The 16235-nt window shown below is 55.5% G+C and carries 19 protein-coding genes; 12 read left to right on the top strand and 7 right to left on the bottom strand.

The window, feature by feature from the left end; all coding sequences use genetic code 11:
• Positions 1-23: 23 nt before the first annotated feature.
• The 5 genes from B9Z52_RS15045 to B9Z52_RS15025 form a co-directional block, all read right to left on the bottom strand.
• Complete coding sequence (locus B9Z52_RS15045; protein WP_108414671.1) at positions 24-596, bottom strand: hypothetical protein; 573 nt, start codon at positions 594-596, stop codon at positions 24-26.
• Between the two features lie 37 nt (positions 597-633).
• Complete coding sequence (locus B9Z52_RS15040; RefSeq protein ID WP_108414670.1) at positions 634-1197, bottom strand: recombinase family protein; 564 nt, start codon at positions 1195-1197, stop codon at positions 634-636.
• Positions 1198-1583: 386 nt separating this feature from the next.
• Complete coding sequence (locus B9Z52_RS15035) at positions 1584-2618, bottom strand: porin (RefSeq protein WP_158270571.1); 1035 nt, start codon at positions 2616-2618, stop codon at positions 1584-1586.
• A 341-nt stretch (positions 2619-2959) separates the two neighbouring features.
• The gene (locus B9Z52_RS15030) at positions 2960-3253 is read right to left on the bottom strand and encodes a hypothetical protein (protein WP_108414738.1); all 294 of its coding nucleotides are present in this window, start codon (positions 3251-3253) and stop codon (positions 2960-2962) included.
• A gap of 74 nt (positions 3254-3327) precedes the next feature.
• Entirely contained in the window at positions 3328-4647 is a 1320-nt protein-coding gene (locus B9Z52_RS15025) for a TIGR03862 family flavoprotein (RefSeq protein ID WP_108414737.1), read from the bottom strand.
• Between the two features lie 104 nt (positions 4648-4751).
• Between B9Z52_RS15025 and trxA the strand changes: the two genes are divergently transcribed.
• The 6 genes from trxA to B9Z52_RS14995 all read left to right on the top strand — a co-directional run bounded on the left by trxA (position 4752) and on the right by B9Z52_RS14995 (position 10548).
• Entirely contained in the window at positions 4752-5084 is a 333-nt protein-coding gene (gene trxA, locus B9Z52_RS15020) for a thioredoxin TrxA (protein ID WP_108414668.1), read from the top strand.
• A 245-nt stretch (positions 5085-5329) separates the two neighbouring features.
• On the top strand, positions 5330-6592 hold the full coding sequence (gene rho / locus B9Z52_RS15015) for a transcription termination factor Rho (protein WP_108414667.1): 1263 nt from the start codon (positions 5330-5332) through the stop codon (positions 6590-6592).
• A gap of 85 nt (positions 6593-6677) precedes the next feature.
• Entirely contained in the window at positions 6678-6938 is a 261-nt protein-coding gene (locus B9Z52_RS15010; protein WP_108325113.1) for a type B 50S ribosomal protein L31, read from the top strand.
• Positions 6939-7066: 128 nt separating this feature from the next.
• Complete coding sequence (locus tag B9Z52_RS15005) at positions 7067-8776, top strand: hypothetical protein (RefSeq protein WP_108414736.1); 1710 nt, start codon at positions 7067-7069, stop codon at positions 8774-8776.
• Positions 8777-8779: 3 nt separating this feature from the next.
• Entirely contained in the window at positions 8780-10135 is a 1356-nt protein-coding gene (locus B9Z52_RS15000; protein ID WP_108414666.1) for an MATE family efflux transporter, read from the top strand.
• 110 nt (positions 10136-10245) lie between these two features.
• Positions 10246-10548 carry an antibiotic biosynthesis monooxygenase gene (locus B9Z52_RS14995; RefSeq protein WP_108414735.1) on the top strand — a complete coding sequence of 101 codons (303 nt, stop codon included), beginning with the start codon at positions 10246-10248 and terminating at the stop codon, positions 10546-10548.
• A 19-nt stretch (positions 10549-10567) separates the two neighbouring features.
• Here the strand turns inward: B9Z52_RS14995 and B9Z52_RS14990 are convergent, their stop codons facing one another.
• Positions 10568-11005 (bottom strand): MarR family winged helix-turn-helix transcriptional regulator, encoded by a 438-nt coding sequence (locus B9Z52_RS14990; protein WP_108414665.1) that lies wholly within the window; start codon positions 11003-11005, stop codon positions 10568-10570.
• A gap of 125 nt (positions 11006-11130) precedes the next feature.
• On the opposite strand from B9Z52_RS14990, the gene B9Z52_RS14985 reads away from it, so the two are divergent.
• The 6 genes from B9Z52_RS14985 to B9Z52_RS14960 all read left to right on the top strand — a co-directional run bounded on the left by B9Z52_RS14985 (position 11131) and on the right by B9Z52_RS14960 (position 15995).
• Positions 11131-11829 carry a fumarylacetoacetate hydrolase family protein gene (locus B9Z52_RS14985; protein ID WP_108414664.1) on the top strand — a complete coding sequence of 233 codons (699 nt, stop codon included), beginning with the start codon at positions 11131-11133 and terminating at the stop codon, positions 11827-11829.
• A 199-nt stretch (positions 11830-12028) separates the two neighbouring features.
• Entirely contained in the window at positions 12029-13060 is a 1032-nt protein-coding gene (locus B9Z52_RS14980) for a TRAP transporter substrate-binding protein (protein ID WP_108414663.1), read from the top strand.
• 198 nt (positions 13061-13258) lie between these two features.
• Complete coding sequence (locus B9Z52_RS14975) at positions 13259-13687, top strand: TRAP transporter small permease (RefSeq protein WP_233251982.1); 429 nt, start codon at positions 13259-13261, stop codon at positions 13685-13687.
• On the top strand, positions 13684-15000 hold the full coding sequence (locus tag B9Z52_RS14970) for a TRAP transporter large permease (RefSeq protein ID WP_108414661.1): 1317 nt from the start codon (positions 13684-13686) through the stop codon (positions 14998-15000). The genes B9Z52_RS14975 and B9Z52_RS14970 overlap by 4 nt, the downstream gene beginning before the upstream one ends.
• Before the next feature lie 115 nt (positions 15001-15115).
• Positions 15116-15664 carry an NUDIX hydrolase gene (locus B9Z52_RS14965; protein WP_108414660.1) on the top strand — a complete coding sequence of 183 codons (549 nt, stop codon included), beginning with the start codon at positions 15116-15118 and terminating at the stop codon, positions 15662-15664.
• On the top strand, positions 15645-15995 hold the full coding sequence (locus tag B9Z52_RS14960; RefSeq protein WP_146182869.1) for a hypothetical protein: 351 nt from the start codon (positions 15645-15647) through the stop codon (positions 15993-15995). Before B9Z52_RS14965 ends, B9Z52_RS14960 begins: the two co-directional genes overlap by 20 nt.
• Positions 15996-16103: 108 nt before the next feature.
• On the opposite strand, the gene B9Z52_RS14955 is transcribed toward B9Z52_RS14960, so the two are convergent.
• Positions 16104-16235: IS3 family transposase (locus tag B9Z52_RS14955; RefSeq protein ID WP_146182808.1), on the bottom strand; the 132-nt coding region annotated here is incomplete at its 5' end.

The raw sequence follows: 16235 nt of genomic DNA, 5'->3' as shown, positions 1-16235 counted from the left end.
ACCTACACCTTGACGAGCGTGGCTCAGGACTTGGTGGTGATGAGGTCAGGACTTCTGGGAATACGGACATTCAGCCAATCGATGGATTCACGATTGGGGAACTTGCTTCCCTTGGTTGAATAGGTGAGCCATCCCTCATCACGATATGGCACAACTTTTATGGCAAAGCCTGAAAACGGCACACACTGCCAAGCATCCAGCACCTTCTGCTCAAAGACATCAAATCGGTTTTCCGGGATGCCAACTGAGCAATGAAAGTGTGGGACTTGCCCGTTGTTCATTCCCTCAATCACCGGCACAAACAGGAACGGACTGCCTTTTCGTTGACTCATGTTCCCGAACAGGGAGCGGTCAAGAATATTGGCAAACAGTTTCACGCTGTCCTTGTAGCGCTCGATCATTTCCGGATGGTTCCGAGTGAGTGAGCGATTGAAGGCAGCGGTATAACCATCGATCTTTTTAGGATCGAATGTCAGTGTGACGGCATGGGTGATCAGGCGCTCATGGGCAAGCATCCACTCGAAGTGGTCTTGCTTGTGAGCTTGCTGGCGCTGCTCGGCAGCGTCTGTGATCTGATCTTGAAGGGTTGTTCTCATGCCAGGTATTTATCCCGGCAATCAAATATCTGATTTTTTATTTCAGATAGGCGTAGACCGTCTGACGGGACACAGCGAATTGCTGGGCCAACAATGACTTGCTGACACCAGATTCGGCAAGTGTTTTGAGCTGGGTTTGCTCTTCGCTGTTCAGGGCTTGCTTTCTGCCCTTGTAGGCACCTTTTGTCTTGGCGATGGCGATGCCGGCCAACTGACGCTCACGGATCACGGCTCGTTCCCACTCAGCAAGTGATCCCATAACGCCGAGCAACAAATTGGCCATCGGATTGTTGTCGCCCGTGAAGGTCAGCGCTTCCTTGATGAACTGAACTTTCACGCCTTTGGCAGTCAGCCCCTTGACCGTGTTGATCAGGTCAGTCAGTGAGCGGGACAGCCGGTCCATGGAATAAATGATGAATGTGTCGCCCTCACGAAGATGGGCGAGAGCTGCCTGAAGTTGTGGGCGCTCAGTGTCTTTGCCCGAGGCTTTGTCGGTGAAGGTCTTGTCAAGATTGAAGTCGGCCAATGCCTCTTGCTGACGAGCGGTGTTTTGCTCCTCAGTGCTCACTCGGATGTAACCGACCAATTGTCCTTTTGCCATCGCTTGATACCTCGTTTTGTCTAACAAGGATCTTAGATGGACCTTTACAGAGTGTCAAAGAAATAAATATCGAATCTATCCTGACACTATTCGACTGGATCGACGCTGTGAAGATAGGCTGTACTTCAACCTGACGGATGGTGGACCGACATCAACTTGCCAGGCCGTTTAGACACGCTTACACTGCCATTTTTTGTAGCACATCAATGTAGCACCTGGGGATAAAGTTGAGCATCGTTTGACCAAGTTGTGGAATGGTCTACAGGGTCAGGTGGGGAACCAAGCAGCCCTAACTGTGGAGCCAGTGCCGGGGTCAAGGCTCGTCAACTAACACCCGATAAAAAATGCGCCCCGCAGGGCGCATTTTTGTTTCTGAAGCGAAATACTCAGAAAAAGCTGTACAGCAAACCCACGTTCACGGTGCTGGCGGTTTGGCCTGCCGCCACAGAGCCGGTCAGCAAAGTCGGGCCTGCAAAATTAAAGGCGACGGCCTTGACGTCCTGATTCTTGACATTGGCATATTGGCCATACACCACCAGATCCTTCAGGAATTTGTACTGCAAACCGACTGCAAAAGTCGATGTCTTGTAGCTGGCGGAGGAATCAAACGATTTGTACAGGCCAAAATCGGTTGTCAGCTCTGGCGTGACGGCGTAGCTACCACCTGCACCATAGGTCTCCAAATTGGCCAATGTGCTGCCATTGTCTTGGTTCATGAACAAACCTTTGACCGTCAACGCGCCCAATTTATAGGATGCGCCCGCCACATAACCTTTGGCTTTGCTGGCACCCAAGTCGTTGGCATAACCCGCAACGGTAGCCGCGTAGTCTTTAGACGCGTAGGTCACCGAATAACGCTCACCCGACTTGACCGAGGCAGTTTCAGGCACATAAGCCGCAGCCCCCGTCCAGCCATTGACTGTGGGCGAAGTGTAGGCAATGGTGCCTTGATCAACCGTTCCCAAACCGCCGTCAATGGCAATGGAGGCCAGCGCGCTGCCATAGTTGGAGCCAGCGCGTGGCTCCCCCAACAAGACGCTGCTGAATGCCAAATTGCCTTGCGTACCGGCTGTGACGGTGCCAAAGCCACCTTTGACGTACAAATTGGCTTGGCGGTTGAACAAACTGTCCTTGCCAAACCACCAGTAAGTGCCGTCCTTGGCATTGAGCAAGAACCCTTGTTCCAGTTTGAAGCCAGCCGACAACCCGTTGCCCAAAGTTTTTTCGCTGCTCATACCCATGAAGTTGGGGGCATAGCCGCCCGTCACAAATTCTGTTTTGCTGCCGCCACCATGGTTGATGGACGTGCTGGCGAGACCACCGTCAAGCAGGGCGTAAAAATTAAAGCCTTCCGCTTGGGCTGACAAGCCCACGCTGCCGAACAAACACACGAGCAATGATTTTTGAAACACAGTTTTCATGAGACCTCCGGGTGGATGACAAAGGAATGCAAATTGCATCCATTGCTGCAACGCAACAAATGTGCCAACCCATGACCTCCATCACGGCACCCGTGATGATGATTTTTTATGGTTTCGCCCAGAAAAAGTGCCTAAACAGATATAAATGTCATCTCAATGACAACTTGTGTTGATTTTTGGTGCCTGAAAGATTTGGCGTTATCAAAACTCAGGCACACAGGTTCCAGTGCCACTTGGCCGATATTCCAATCGGAAAACCCACGGCTGGTTAACCCCAAAAAAAAGGCACCCAAAGGGTGCCTCGGCAAACCAGCCCGCTGTAAGCGAACCATTCGAAAATATCAGGCCATGCGGCGACGCAAGGATGGAAATGGCAAAGATTTAACTTTATTGGAGCTCACCAAACGAGGCACCTCAGGCGCTGCGCGCAACAACTCGGCAACCAACGCATTGGCATTGGCATGTGCGCCAGTGCGGTTGGATTCAAAGGCCAGACGGGTTTGCTGGGCCATTTGAGCCACAAAATTTTGAGGGTAGTCTCGAACACTGAAACCACGCAGGGCCATCACTTTCATGAAGGCGTTGGCAGCCTCTTCAACGGCACACTGGTATTCCTTGGATGTATCTGGAGTCATGTCGACCTCGTTCATTGGATGAAGTTACTCACACATCCTCAACGCAGCACAAGACAGTTTGGAATACATCGATCTCAAGTTTTTTTGAAAATATTTTCCAAAATACCGTGCGCAGCATGTTTTCCACTGGCCAGGCAAGCCGTCAGCAGGTAGCCCCCAGTGGGCGCCTCCCAGTCCAGCATCTCACCGGCGCAATAGACATGGGGACAATTTTGAACCATCAAACTTGCCGTCAAGCCCTCGAATGCCACGCCTCCGGCTGTGCTGATTGCTTCGTCTACAGGTCTGGCTGCTTTGAGTGGCAGAGGCAACCCTTTGATCTGCTGGGCTAATTTTTCGGGCTGGCTGAGCACCTCTGGGGAGCAAAGCTCGTGCAAAAGGCCCATTTTGACCCCGTCCAAGCCCAGACGACTCTTGAGATGGCTGGACAAGCTGCGACTGCCCCGAGGCCACTTGACCGCGGACAGGACCTGCTCCGGAGACTTGTCCGGCAGCAAATCCATCAGCAGTCGGGCTTGACCGTGGTCTTGCAGATCATCACGCATCCATGCGGATGCGGCATACACCAAACTGCCCTCGATGCCGGACTCGGTCACCACAAACTCGCCTTTGCGTAAAAACCGCGCTGGCGCATTGTCGTCAGCCCAAGCTGGCACCAAAATCGCCACCGACTTCACAGGATGCCCTGCAAATCGCGTCCGAAAGTGATCGCTCCAACCGGCCGCCCCCCGCCCAAGAACATCAAAACCGCAATTGGCAGGTTTCAGGGCATTCACAGCAACACCTCGGGCACCCAGCAAAGGCACCCAGGCGCCATCCGAGCCCAGACGTGGCCAGCTCGCACCGCCCAAAGCCAATACGGTCGCTTTGGCACGCACGGCCAGCGTCGTCGCTTGCACAGATTGATCAAAAAGCAGCCTCTCCTGCTGCCAACCCAGCCAGCGGTGGCGCATGTGGAACTGCACAGGCACACCCGAGGCGGGATGCCGCAATCGGTGAAGCCAGGCCCGCAGCAGCGGGGCTGCTTTCATCTCGATCGGAAAAACACGTCCGGACGTACCGACGAACGTTTCGATGCCCAAATCATGCGCCCAATCCCTGACCGCTTGCGCATCCATGACATCCAGCCAGCGCCCGACTTGGGCAGCCTTTTCACCATAGCGATGGCGAAATGAAGTTGCATCCTCGGAATGGGTGAGGTTCAAGCCACCACGCCCCGCCAGCAAAAACTTGCGCCCCACAGATGGCATAGCGTCAAACAGATGCACACACACCCCGGCATGAGACAACACATCGGCAGCCATCAGGCCAGCAGGCCCGCCTCCGATGATGGCGACATCCACTGAAAGATCGGAGGATGGCGTGACTTGGGGAGTTGGTGTGATCAAAGACATCAAAACAAAGGGTGGCAACACACGCGTGACAGATGCGCATGTCTGGATTCTGTCAAAATAGCCGTAACTTTAGCCGCATCTGCAATGTTCACAAGGAAAAGGCCATGGCCAGCGATTTGATCAAACACATCACCGACACCAGTTTTGACGCCGACGTGCTCCAGTCGAGCCAACCGGTGGTGGTGGACTTCTGGGCCGAATGGTGCGGCCCCTGCAAAATGATCGCCCCGATCTTGGACGAAGTGGCTGGTGCCTACGAAGGTAAACTGCAAGTGACTAAGATGAACGTGGACGAAAACCGCGACATCCCGGCCAAATTCGGCATCCGTGGAATCCCCACTTTGATGATTTTCAAAGACGGTCAACTGGCAGCTACCAAAGTCGGTGCCATGAGCAAATCGCAATTGACCGCCTTCATCGACCAGCAATTGGCCTGATCAAGATGTCGGCGGAATGACCCGCAGGACAGCAGATAAAACCGGGACATTCGTACCCGGTTTTTCTTTTTCTGGCACGGCCAAAAACCTGTCATAATTTCCCTTAAGGCACCCCCAACAGGGAAATCCGCCTTGACCACCGGTACTTACTGCCCCTGACCCCGGGCGACCTCCGGTTCTGAACACCTCCACCCGGTTCACTGATGACGATCCCCAACGGATCGTTGATATACAGGCCAACTCCCATGCATTTGAATGAACTCAAGGCACTTCATGTGTCCGAACTCCTGAAGCAAGCCGATACGCTCGAAATCGAGAACACGGGTCGCATGCGCAAACAGGAACTGATGTTTGCCATCATCAAAAAGCGCGCCAAAGGCGGTGAACAGGTGTTTGCCGATGGCGTGCTCGAAATCCTGCCCGATGGCTTTGGTTTTTTGCGCAGCCCCGACTCCAGCTATACGGCCAGCACAGACGACATTTACATCAGCCCCAGCCAGGTACGACGCTTCAATTTGCACACCGGCGACATGATCGAAGGCGAAGTGCGCATTCCCAAAGACGGCGAGCGTTACTTTGCCCTGACCAAGCTCGACAAGGTCAACGACGACCTGCCCGAGAACAACAAACACAAAGTCATGTTCGAGAACTTGACGCCGCTGTTCCCCAAAGAGCAGATGCGCCTGGAGCGCGACATCAAGGGTGAAGAAAACATCACCAGCCGCGTGATCGACATCATTGCCCCGATTGGCCGCGGCCAACGCGCCTTGATCGTGGCCCAGCCCAAGTCGGGCAAGACGGTGATGATGCAGCAGATCGCGCACGCCATCACGGCCAACTACCCCGATGTGCACCTGATGGTCTTGCTGGTCGACGAGCGCCCGGAAGAAGTAACCGAAATGCAGCGCAGCGTACGCGGCGAAGTGATCTCCTCCACCTTCGACGAACCCGCTGCCCGCCATGTGCACGTGGCCGAAATGGTGATTGAGCGCGCCAAGCGCCTGGTCGAGCTGAAAAAAGACGTGGTCATTTTGCTGGACTCGATCACCCGACTGGCCCGCGCCTACAACAACGTGGTGCCTTCCTCGGGCAAAGTGTTGTCGGGCGGTGTGGACGCCAACGCTTTGCAACGCCCCAAGCGCTTCTTTGGTGCCGCACGCAAAGTGGAAGAAGGCGGCAGCCTCACCATCATCGCTACGGCGCTGGTTGACACTGGCAGCCGCATGGACGAGGTGATCTTTGAAGAATTCAAGGGCACCGGCAACTGCGAGATCCATCTGGAACGCCGCCTGTACGAAAAACGCGTGTTCCCAGCCATCAACCTCAACCGCAGCGGCACCCGCCGCGAAGAGTTGCTGCTGCAGCCCGAAGTGCTGCAAAAAACCCGCATCCTGCGTCAATTCATGTACAACATGGACGAAATCGAGGCGATGGAAATGGTCTTGAAGAGCATGAAAGCCACGAAGAACAACTCCGAATTCTTCGACATGATGCGACGCGGCGGCTGATGCCCTATAATCGATAGGTTTTGCGGAAAGTGCACTCAGATGGTCTGAAGTGTGGCTACCGTAGCGAAAATAAAAGGATTTCCCCATGAAAGACGGCATTCACCCCAACTACCGTGAAGTTTGCTTCCAAGACATGTCCAATGGTTTCAAGTTCGTGACCCGTTCATGCGCTAACACCAAAGAGATGATCAAAATGGAAGACGGTCGCGAATTGCCTTGGTACAAGCTGGACACAACCAGCGAGTCGCACCCCTTCTACACTGGCACACAAAAGTCAGTGGACAACATGGGTGGCCGCGTGGAGAAATTCCGCAACCGTTTCGGCAAGATTTCCAGCGGCAAATAATCTGCTGTTCTTCTTCCCCGCAAGGGCAGTCCGGGCAACCGGTCTGCCCTTGTTGCATTGGGAAAACCTTTTGCCTTGGCATGGCCTCTGGCACCTCTTTTGCAACAGACCTGCTATCTTCTGATCCTGTGAACCAGCCCACCCCCGCCATCGTTGCACAACATGCTGTACGCCGTCTGCCACGTTTGGCCTTGCTATTGCTGTGCGCTGCTTATGTACTGCCTGGTTTTTTGGGTCGTGCACCTTGGAAGTCCGAAGACATAGAAGCCTTTGGCTACATGCTTCAATTGGCCCAACCTGCCTGGGGCGAGGCTGTCAGCTGGCTCAAACCCACCTTGCTCGGACAGCAGGACGACAGTCTGGCACTGCTGCCTTTCTGGCTGGGTGCCGCCGCTATCCGCCTTGCACCCACTGGCTGGGAAGATTTTTTTGCCCGTGTTCCTTTCATGGGCATGTTGGCACTGACCCTTGCATCCACTTGGTACGCTGTTTACGCGCTGGCCCGTCACCCTGCAGCGCAACCCGTTGCCTTCGCTTTTGGAGGGGAAGCCAAACCCAAAGATTACGCCTGCGCACTGGCCGATGGCGGCTTACTGGCGCTGATGGCATGTCTTGGCCTAGCGCGCTTGTCGCATGAAATAACACCTGCACTCAGTCAGTTGTGTCTGGCCTCCTTGCTTTTTCTGGGCCTGTCTACTTTGCCCAACCATCGCATCTACAGCGGTTTGTCTTTTGCAGTGGGCATGCTGGGTCTGACCTTGTCGGGTGCGCCCAGTTTGGCGTTATGGCTGGGCGTTGGTGGCTCATGGATTCGAGCCATCGCGCAACCCGATCCGAGTCAGCGGCGATTGAGCATGCTCGAGTTGGGTTTGCTGGCGCTGATTTGCCTGCTGTGCATTACCACTGCAGGAGTCTTGGATCTGTGGCGCTGGCGTGTTGTTCCTCATCACATGGTGGACCTGCACATCTTGGCCAAACTCATGATGTGGTTCACTTGGCCCGCTTGGCCCTTGGCATTGTGGTCTTTGTGGCGTTGGCGCGGCCAACTCTCGCAGGGATGGCGCTATCCGCATCTGGGACTCCCTCTGTGGTTTGCCTCAGTGACCATTGGAACGACATGGGTCACTGGCTTGTCTGACCGCGCTTTGCTTGTCTCGCTGCCCGCCGTGGCAACGTTGGCTGCTTTTGCTTTACCCACATTGCGCAGGAGCCTGAGCGCTTGGATTGACTGGTTCACCCTGCTGTTTTTCAGCATTTGTGCACTGATCGTCTGGGTCGTCTGGATCTCAATGCAAACAGGCATGCCTGCCCAACCCGCAATCAATGTCGCCAGACTGGTGCCAGGATTCGCACCTGAATTCTCATGGGCCACTTTTTCACTTGCGCTGACAGCGACACTGGCCTGGTTCTGGCTCGTCAAATGGCGAATTGGCCACCATCGGACGGCCATCTGGAAGAGCATGGTGTTACCAGCCAGTGGTGCTGTGCTGTGTTGGATGCTGGTCATGAGCCTGTGGTTGTCCTTGCTTGATTTCTCACGCAGCTATGTCCTCATGGTGAAAAAAGTCACCCAACTCACAGGGCCTGTCAATTGCCTCCAATACGCAGGCATCAGCCGAGCGCAAGGCGCTGCCTTACGATTTCACGCCAAAGTACAACTCATGTCGGTCCACATGCCGCAAACAGATTGCCGTTGGCTGATTGTGGATCGCACCAACCTGTCCTTGCTGTCCACCAAACTGAAACAACTCGGCTGGACTGAAGTGGCCCAAGCACCTCGTGTGGAAAACAAAGAAGAAAGCATTGTCATCTTCAAGCCCACAGCGGCCATGCCCTGAACGATGTCTGAGCTGGGCATCATCGCCCGCCACGCGGGCACTGTTCTCGTCGGGCAATTGGCCGTCATGGCCTTTGGCGTTGCCGACACCCTGATCGCTGGACGCTACAGCCCCCAAGCCCTGGCGGTGCTGTCGCTGGCGTCATCGATCTACATCAGCATCTATGTGGCGCTCAACGGCATGCTGCAATCGGCACTGCCCGTCTGGGCTCAGTTGCGCGGCGCAGGTCGACTGGCCGAGATTGGACCATCGGTGCGACAAGCGCTCTACATCTGCGCAGGCGCGGCCCTGATCGGCTTCGCCGCTTTGTGGTTTCCACAGCCCTGGTTGGCCTGGACCGATGTGCCGCCCGCGCTTTGGCCAGAAGTGCGCAGCTACCTTCAAGTGCTGGCCATTGCCTTGATACCCTCTTTGCTGTTTCGCATGTACAGCACACTCAACCAGAGTTTGGGCTACCCCCGTTTGGTGACCGCGCTGCAAGCGGGTGCCTTGCTGGTGAAAATCCCACTGTCCTATGCTTTGACCTTTGGTCTCCAGCTGGGCAGTGTCCAGATCGATGGCATGGGGGTGGTGGGCTGTGCATGGGCCACGCTGGGGGTGAACCTGTTCATGTGCCTGACGGGTCTGTATCTGCTGCGCACACAAGACATCTACCGCCCCCATCAACTGTGGCAGAAAATGGAGGCCCCGCATGGGCCCACGCTCTGGCGCTTTTTGCAACTGGGCGTGCCAGCGGGCTTGTCCATCATGGTCGAGGTCACCTCGTTCACCTTGATGGCCTTGTTCATCGCACGCCTGGGCGCTGTGTCCTCGGCCAGCCACCAAATCGCCGCCAGCTTGGCTGCTGTGCTGTACATGGTGCCTCTGGCGCTGGGGATCGCCAGCAGCGCACGCACGGGTTATTGGCTGGGCGCATCTCAAGCGTTCAAGGCGCGGCAAGCCGCAGGCATGGGCATTGGATTGACCGTGCTAGCAGCCCTGCTCGGTGCGGGATTGCTGGGCACATGGCGCCGCGAGATTGCGCAGGCATTCACCAGCGATGCCGCCGTGGCACAAGCTGCAACGGTGTGGCTGGGCTGGGTCGCCCTGTACCACCTGGCGGATGCTGTGCAAGCGGTGTGCGCCTTTTTACTGCGGTGCTACCGCATCACTTTGGCGCCCTTGATCCTGTACACCACCTTGCTTTGGGGCATGGGCCTGTATGGCGGTTATCGCCTGGCTTACCAAGGCCTTGGAACCTGGGCGCAACGCCCCAGCGTAGACACCTTCTGGATGACCAGCACAGGCGCACTGGCCATCGTGTCCCTTCTGTTTGCGGCGCTGGTGTGGCATGCATCACGCCCGCCGCGCTTGAACTGAGCCAAGGCATTGCGGCCATCTGAACAGTCGCGCAGGCAACCTGGGCACCGGCCAACACCCCTTAACTTGCGTTAAGGTCTTGGCTTTGCAACCGCCAGATGGAGCCCCCCATGATCCTTGAAATCGCCGACATCCGCATCCAGCCCGGCCAGCAAGCCGCCTTTCAAAAAGCCATCGAACATGGCCTGAACACGGTCGCCAGCCAAGCCAAAGGCTTTCGCGGTGCCAAGGTCAACCACGGCATCGAAAACCCCGAGCGCTTTGTCTTGCAAATTTTCTGGGACACCCTGGAAGACCACACCGTCGGCTTTCGCGAATCCGAGTTGTTCACGCAGTGGCGTGCCATTGTGGGCCCCTTCTTTGCGGTGCCACCCCAAGTCGAACACTTCGCCTTGACGTACCAGTCGGCCTGAGTCTGCGGCCCTGCAGGCCTTACTGCGCCTCGTGTCCCGCCACCAAACGGCCCAGCAAAGCCACGAACTGTTTTTGCTCGTCAAGACTGAGTGGGGCCAGAATCTGTGTCTGCACCTGAGCCACTGCGGCCTGCATGTTCGCCAAGGCCTGAACGCCTTGCTGCGTGATCACCAGCAATTTGCGGCGACGGTCTGTGGCGTGCGGCTGGCGACTGAGCCAACCCTTGGCCTCCAAACGACCGATCACCGAGCCAGAAGTCGCCGGATCAAAAGCCACGCGTTTGGCCAAAGTCACTTGATCGATATCGGGGGTGTCACGCAAAGCATTCAAGATCGCAAATTGAACAGGCGTGATGTCCGCTGCGGCCAAATGTTCGGCAAAAATCGCCACTGCGATTTGCTGCGCACGGCGAATCAAGTGCCCTGGCGCGGTGGCCACATCCAAATGCTTCGTCATGCTCTCACTGCTTCCATGTTTCTAGGGTTATTGCGGGTCAGCACTGCAGCGCCGAACCCGTATAGTAAGCCCACTTACGAACAATCACAGCACCGCTCTTTCACCCTCTTCACTGAAAGCCTTCCATGAGTTTTGTATTTGAACCCACGTCCACTGTTGCCTTGCCGGTTGTAGGCCAGCCCGAGCGTTTTCCCATCCACCGCGTGTATTGTGTGGGCCGCAACTACGAAGAACATGCCAAAGAAATGGGCTTCACAGGGCGTGAACCACCTTTCTTCTTTCTCAAACCCACCGACAGCCTGGTGGTCGTGGATGCCGGCCAAATCGGCAGCATGCCCTACCCCAGCCTCACCCAAAACCTGCACCACGAAATTGAACTCGTCGTGGCCATTGGTGTGGGTGGTAAAAACATCCAAGCCGCCGATGCCGAGAAACACATATACGGCTACGCCGTAGGCTTGGACATGACGCGTCGTGACTTGCAAAACGACATGAAAAAACAGGGGCGCCCTTGGTGCATTGGCAAAGCCTTTGACCAATCGGGCCCCATCGGCCCCATCACACCCAAAGACAAAGCCGGTGATGTGATCAACGCTGAAATCAGCTTGCAAGTCAACGGTGCAGACCGTCAACGCAGCAGTATTGACAAATTGATCTGGAATATTGCCGAAACCATCGAGCACCTGTCAGCGGCCTGGGAACTTCAACCCGGCGACCTGATCTTCACAGGCACTCCTGAAGGCGTGGCGGCAGTCGTTCAAGGCGATCGACTGGTCGGCCAAGTCACTGGCTTGGGCAGTTTGACCGTCGACATTCAAAAATGAAAAAAAGTGCATGAATTTCTGAAATACCGGTATTTACCCCGATATAAATCAGAACAACTTGCAACATAATTCATGTCAATCCATCTCAATGTGATCCCTTTTTCCAAATGGATGCGCACGCATTGGGTAAACACCAATTAACCGACCGATCGGTTGGTTTTATGATTGTCCGCAGACAAACCTCAAAGGAGTTCTTCGCATGAAACAACTGTTGAAACAAACCGTTCTGGCCGCTGGCTTGGCACTCGCAGGTTTGGGCGTTCAAGCCCAGACCATCACCCTGAAGGTTCACCACTTCCTGGGCCCACAGTCGATTCAGCACACCACCATGCTGGGCGACTGGTGCAAAGCCATTGCCCGTGACTCCAAAGACCGCCTGAAATGCGACATCTTCCCCGCCATGCAATTGGGTGGCACACCGGTGCAGTTGTATGAACAAGCCCGTGACGGCGTGGTCGATGTGGCCTGGACACTGCAAGCCTACACCCCCAAATTGGCCAAGCTGGAAGTGTTCGAGCTGCCCTTCATGATGACCAACGCAGAAGCCACCAGCCGCGCTGCTTGGGACTTCGGGCAAAAATATGCCCAAGAAGACTTCAAGGACGTGAAGATGCTGGCCATTCACGTGCACGGCCCAGGCAATATTTACTCCAAGAGCAAAGCCGTGCAAACCATGGCCGACCTCAAGGGCATGAAAGTGCGCGCCCCTACACGCCAGGTCAACAAAATGGTCGCCATGATGGGCGCCACGCCTGTCGCCATGCCCGTGCCGCAAGTGCCTGAAGCCTTGTCCAAAGGCGTGATCGACGGTGCCGTGATTCCATACGAAGTGGCACCTGGCCTGAAGGTCAACGAGTTGACCAACTTCACCGCCGAAACCGACCGCAGCTACAACGCGCTGTACACCACCGTGTTCGTGGTCCCCATGAACAAGGCCAAGTACGAATCTTTGCCTGCTGATTTGAAGGCGGTCATCGACAAGAACTCCGGTCGCGAACTGTCTGCATTCTTGGGCAAAACCCAAGCCGGTCAGGACGTACCCAGCAAGAAGGTCTTTGAAGCTTCTGCCAACCAGAAAATCAGCATCATCCCCAAGGCTGAGCTGGAAAAATGGAAGAAAGCCACCGACCAACTGGACGATGCTTGGGTCGCTGAAATGACTGGCAAAGGCATGGACGGCAAGGGCATGCTGCAAAGCGCGACCGATCTGATCAAGCAATACACCAAGTAAATGCACCACTGAGAACCTGGGCAATGGCTGAAGGCAGCTTGCTCAGGTTTTTTATTGCTGCTGTTGTGTCCTGATACCCACAGCATCCGTGCCCTACATTAGGCACATTTTTATTATTTTTATCCTGCAAACACCATGATGTTTTCACACTCTTTAGAGCGGATAGCACGGCTCTGCAGCATCTTAGGGGGCTTGGTCATGACCGGCCTGATGCTGATGACTTGCTACAGCCTGATTGGCCGCAACATTTTCGACACCGCCTTGATCGGTGACTTCGAGCTGACTGGGGTCGGCGCAGGAGCCGCCATTGCGCTGTTCATGCCACTGTGCCAACTCAAGCGAGAAAACATCATTGTTGATTTCTTCACCGCCAACCGCAGTGAAGCCTTCAACTTCAAACTCGACCGTTTGGGTGACCTGTTCATGACGGTCATTTTTGTCTTGCTGTCATGGCGCTGCGGCGCTGCGGCCATCAACGCCAAAGAGACCATGGGCGCCTCGATGCTGCTGGGCTTTCCCGACTGGATCGTGTTCACCAGCATGTGCATCCCCTTCGGGATCACCGCTTTCATCGCAGCGATGCAAGCCCTCTCCAAATTTGAAAACAACGATAAGGCCTCGTCATGACCCCGATCACTTTGGCTTTGCTGATTTTCGGCATCATGCTGCTGCTCATGGTGGTGCGTGTGCCCATCGCTGGCGCCATGTTCCTGGCCGGTGCGGCCGGCTTCATCCTGCAGACAGGCGTCTCGCCCTTCTTGAACTTCTTGAACAACCTGGCTTTTGCCCGACTTGCTAACTATGACCTGTCGGTGATCCCTTTGTTCATTTTGATGGGCCACTTTGCCACGCAAGGCGGCATCAGCAAGGCCTTGTTCCAGTTCGCTGCCGCCGTCATGGGCCGCTTCAAAGGTGGTCTGGCCATGGGTGCCGTGCTCGCTTGTGGCGCCTTTGGTGCCATCTGCGGCTCGTCGGTGGCCACAGCGGCCACCATCACCGGTGTGGCCTTGCCCGAGATGAAGCGTCACGGCTATTCGGGTCGCTTGGCCACCGGCACACTGGCCGCAGGCGGCACTTTGGGCATCTTGATCCCACCGTCCGTGCCCCTGGTGATCTACGCCATTCTGACGGAGCAGAACATTGCCAAGCTGTTTGCGGCCGCCATGCTGCCCGGCATCATCGCCATGGTGGGCTACATGATCGCCATCGCCATCTATGTGCGCGTGGTGCCTGGCCAAGCCCCTGACACCGAAGAAGTTGAGAAGCTGACTTTTGAATCGCTCAAAGGCATCTTGCCGATTGCCACCATCTTCGTGATCGTGTTTGGTGGCATCTATGCCGGTTACTTCACGCCCACAGAGGGTGCTGCAGTCGGTGCTTCGTCCACCTTCGTTGCAGCCTTGCTCAAGCGCGAGCTGACTTGGGGCAAGTTTCTGGAATGCTTCCACGCCACGGCCATCAGCTCCGCCATGATCTTCATGATCTTCATGGGCGCTGACGTCATGAACGCGTCTTTGGCACGCACCCAAGTGCCCGGTCAGTTGGCCGAGCTGGTGGTGTCGATGAACCTGGCCCCGCTGATGGTGGTCTCGGGCATCTTGCTGCTGTACGTGGTGCTGGGTGCGGTGATGGACGAGCTGTCCATGCTGCTGCTGACCATCCCGATCTTCTTCCCGATCATCATGAAGCTGGACTTCGGCATGACGCCCGAGCACACCGCCATCTGGTTCGGCATCATGGTGCTGATGACCGTGGGTTTTGGCATGCTGGCACCGCCAGTGGGGCTGAACGTCTATGTGGTCAACGGTATGGCCAAAGACGTGCCACTGAGCGAAAGCTACAAAGGCATCATGCCTTTCCTGATCAGCGACACCATCCGCACTTTGCTGCTGCTGTTCTTCCCTGGCATCTCGCTGTTTCTGATCCAGTACCTCACCTGATCTGACACACTGAAAGCTTCCAAGCCCCCTCGGTTCATGACCTTGGGGGCTTTTTCATGCACTCAAGTGGTTAGACTCTGTCTGAACACTTCAGCCACACACCCATTGAGCCCCCATGATGTTTGACCGCACCATTCGACACTGCCGACAATGCGGCGCCCCCGTAGCGCGGCGCCTGCCCGATGATGGTGACACCAAAGAGCGCGCCATTTGCACGGCCTGCCACACCGTCCATTACGAAAACCCGCTCAATGTGGTGGGCACCGTGCCATGGCTGGGCGACAAGGTCTTGCTGTGCAAACGCAACATTGAGCCGCGCAAGGGCAAATGGACCTTGCCCGCGGGCTTCATGGAGCTGGGTGAATCCACCTCACAGGGCGCGGCCCGGGAAACCACCGAAGAAGCAGGCGCGCAATTCATCATGGAAAATCTGTTCACGGTGATGAGCGTGCCCCGAGTGGGCCAGGTGCATTTGTATTACAGGGCCCGCCTGACCAGCGACCAATTCGACCCCGGCCATGAAACGATGGAAGCCAAATTATTCTCCGAATCTGAGATCCCTTGGGACGAACTCGCCTTCAGAACCGTGCGCGAAACCCTGGTGCATTACTTTGCAGATCGTCAAAGTGGAGAATTTGAAACACATGCTTTCGACATCGATTAAAAAATATCGCATCCGAAAATTTCCACTTTTGGCAAAGATAATGTGGTCTTTTAACTCAACAACATCAAAAAGGCCTAGCATGATCAAGTCCATTTCCGCCCTTGTGACCAGCTTGTTGGCAGTTGCCGCCATGGCACAAACTGTCACACCTGCAACAGTACCTGCTGCCGTGCCTGTCGTGGCTGCAGCCGCTGCGCCAGAAACCCACACGACACCGGCCACCAACGCACAAGCTCCTGCCAAGAAAAAGCACGCCAAGAAAGCGGTCAAAAAGGCTGACAAAAAAGCTGCCAAGAAACACAAAAAAAGCAATAAGAAAAACAAGAAGTGATCGCCTGAGCGATCAGTGATCTGGCCTGCACGCTGACCGTCGCGGGTCCCAAAGAAAAAGCCACAGCAATGAACTGACCCCAATAAGTTGGACGGTTTAAAAGGCTGATTAGGCCATAGAGGGCTGAGTTCTGTACTGCACAGGACTCAGCCCTTTTAGTTTGATCTTGATCCGATCGTTGTTGTAGTAGTGGATGTACTCCTTCAAGCCCATCTCAAGCTCTTTCACATTCTCGAATTT

It is taken from the genome of Limnohabitans sp. Jir72 (assembly GCF_003063575.1).
In the GTDB taxonomy this organism is placed as follows: domain Bacteria; phylum Pseudomonadota; class Gammaproteobacteria; order Burkholderiales; family Burkholderiaceae_C; genus Limnohabitans_A.
This window is presented reverse-complemented; position numbering and strand designations above follow the sequence as displayed.

Coding starts and splice junctions, on each gene's coding strand:
- B9Z52_RS15045 (WP_108414671.1), bottom strand. CDS start 596: ATGAGAACAACCCTTCAAGATCAGATCACAGACGCTGCCGAGCAGCGC.
- B9Z52_RS15040 (WP_108414670.1), bottom strand. CDS start 1,197: ATGGCAAAAGGACAATTGGTCGGTTACATCCGAGTGAGCACTGAGGAG.
- B9Z52_RS15035 (WP_158270571.1), bottom strand. CDS start 2,618: ATGAAAACTGTGTTTCAAAAATCATTGCTCGTGTGTTTGTTCGGCAGC.
- B9Z52_RS15030 (WP_108414738.1), bottom strand. CDS start 3,253: ATGACTCCAGATACATCCAAGGAATACCAGTGTGCCGTTGAAGAGGCT.
- B9Z52_RS15025 (WP_108414737.1), bottom strand. CDS start 4,647: ATGTCTTTGATCACACCAACTCCCCAAGTCACGCCATCCTCCGATCTT.
- trxA (WP_108414668.1), top strand. CDS start 4,752: ATGGCCAGCGATTTGATCAAACACATCACCGACACCAGTTTTGACGCC.
- rho (WP_108414667.1), top strand. CDS start 5,330: ATGCATTTGAATGAACTCAAGGCACTTCATGTGTCCGAACTCCTGAAG.
- B9Z52_RS15010 (WP_108325113.1), top strand. CDS start 6,678: ATGAAAGACGGCATTCACCCCAACTACCGTGAAGTTTGCTTCCAAGAC.
- B9Z52_RS15000 (WP_108414666.1), top strand. CDS start 8,780: ATGTCTGAGCTGGGCATCATCGCCCGCCACGCGGGCACTGTTCTCGTC.
- B9Z52_RS14995 (WP_108414735.1), top strand. CDS start 10,246: ATGATCCTTGAAATCGCCGACATCCGCATCCAGCCCGGCCAGCAAGCC.
- B9Z52_RS14990 (WP_108414665.1), bottom strand. CDS start 11,005: ATGACGAAGCATTTGGATGTGGCCACCGCGCCAGGGCACTTGATTCGC.
- B9Z52_RS14985 (WP_108414664.1), top strand. CDS start 11,131: ATGAGTTTTGTATTTGAACCCACGTCCACTGTTGCCTTGCCGGTTGTA.
- B9Z52_RS14980 (WP_108414663.1), top strand. CDS start 12,029: ATGAAACAACTGTTGAAACAAACCGTTCTGGCCGCTGGCTTGGCACTC.
- B9Z52_RS14975 (WP_233251982.1), top strand. CDS start 13,259: ATGACCGGCCTGATGCTGATGACTTGCTACAGCCTGATTGGCCGCAAC.
- B9Z52_RS14970 (WP_108414661.1), top strand. CDS start 13,684: ATGACCCCGATCACTTTGGCTTTGCTGATTTTCGGCATCATGCTGCTG.
- B9Z52_RS14965 (WP_108414660.1), top strand. CDS start 15,116: ATGATGTTTGACCGCACCATTCGACACTGCCGACAATGCGGCGCCCCC.
- B9Z52_RS14960 (WP_146182869.1), top strand. CDS start 15,645: ATGCTTTCGACATCGATTAAAAAATATCGCATCCGAAAATTTCCACTT.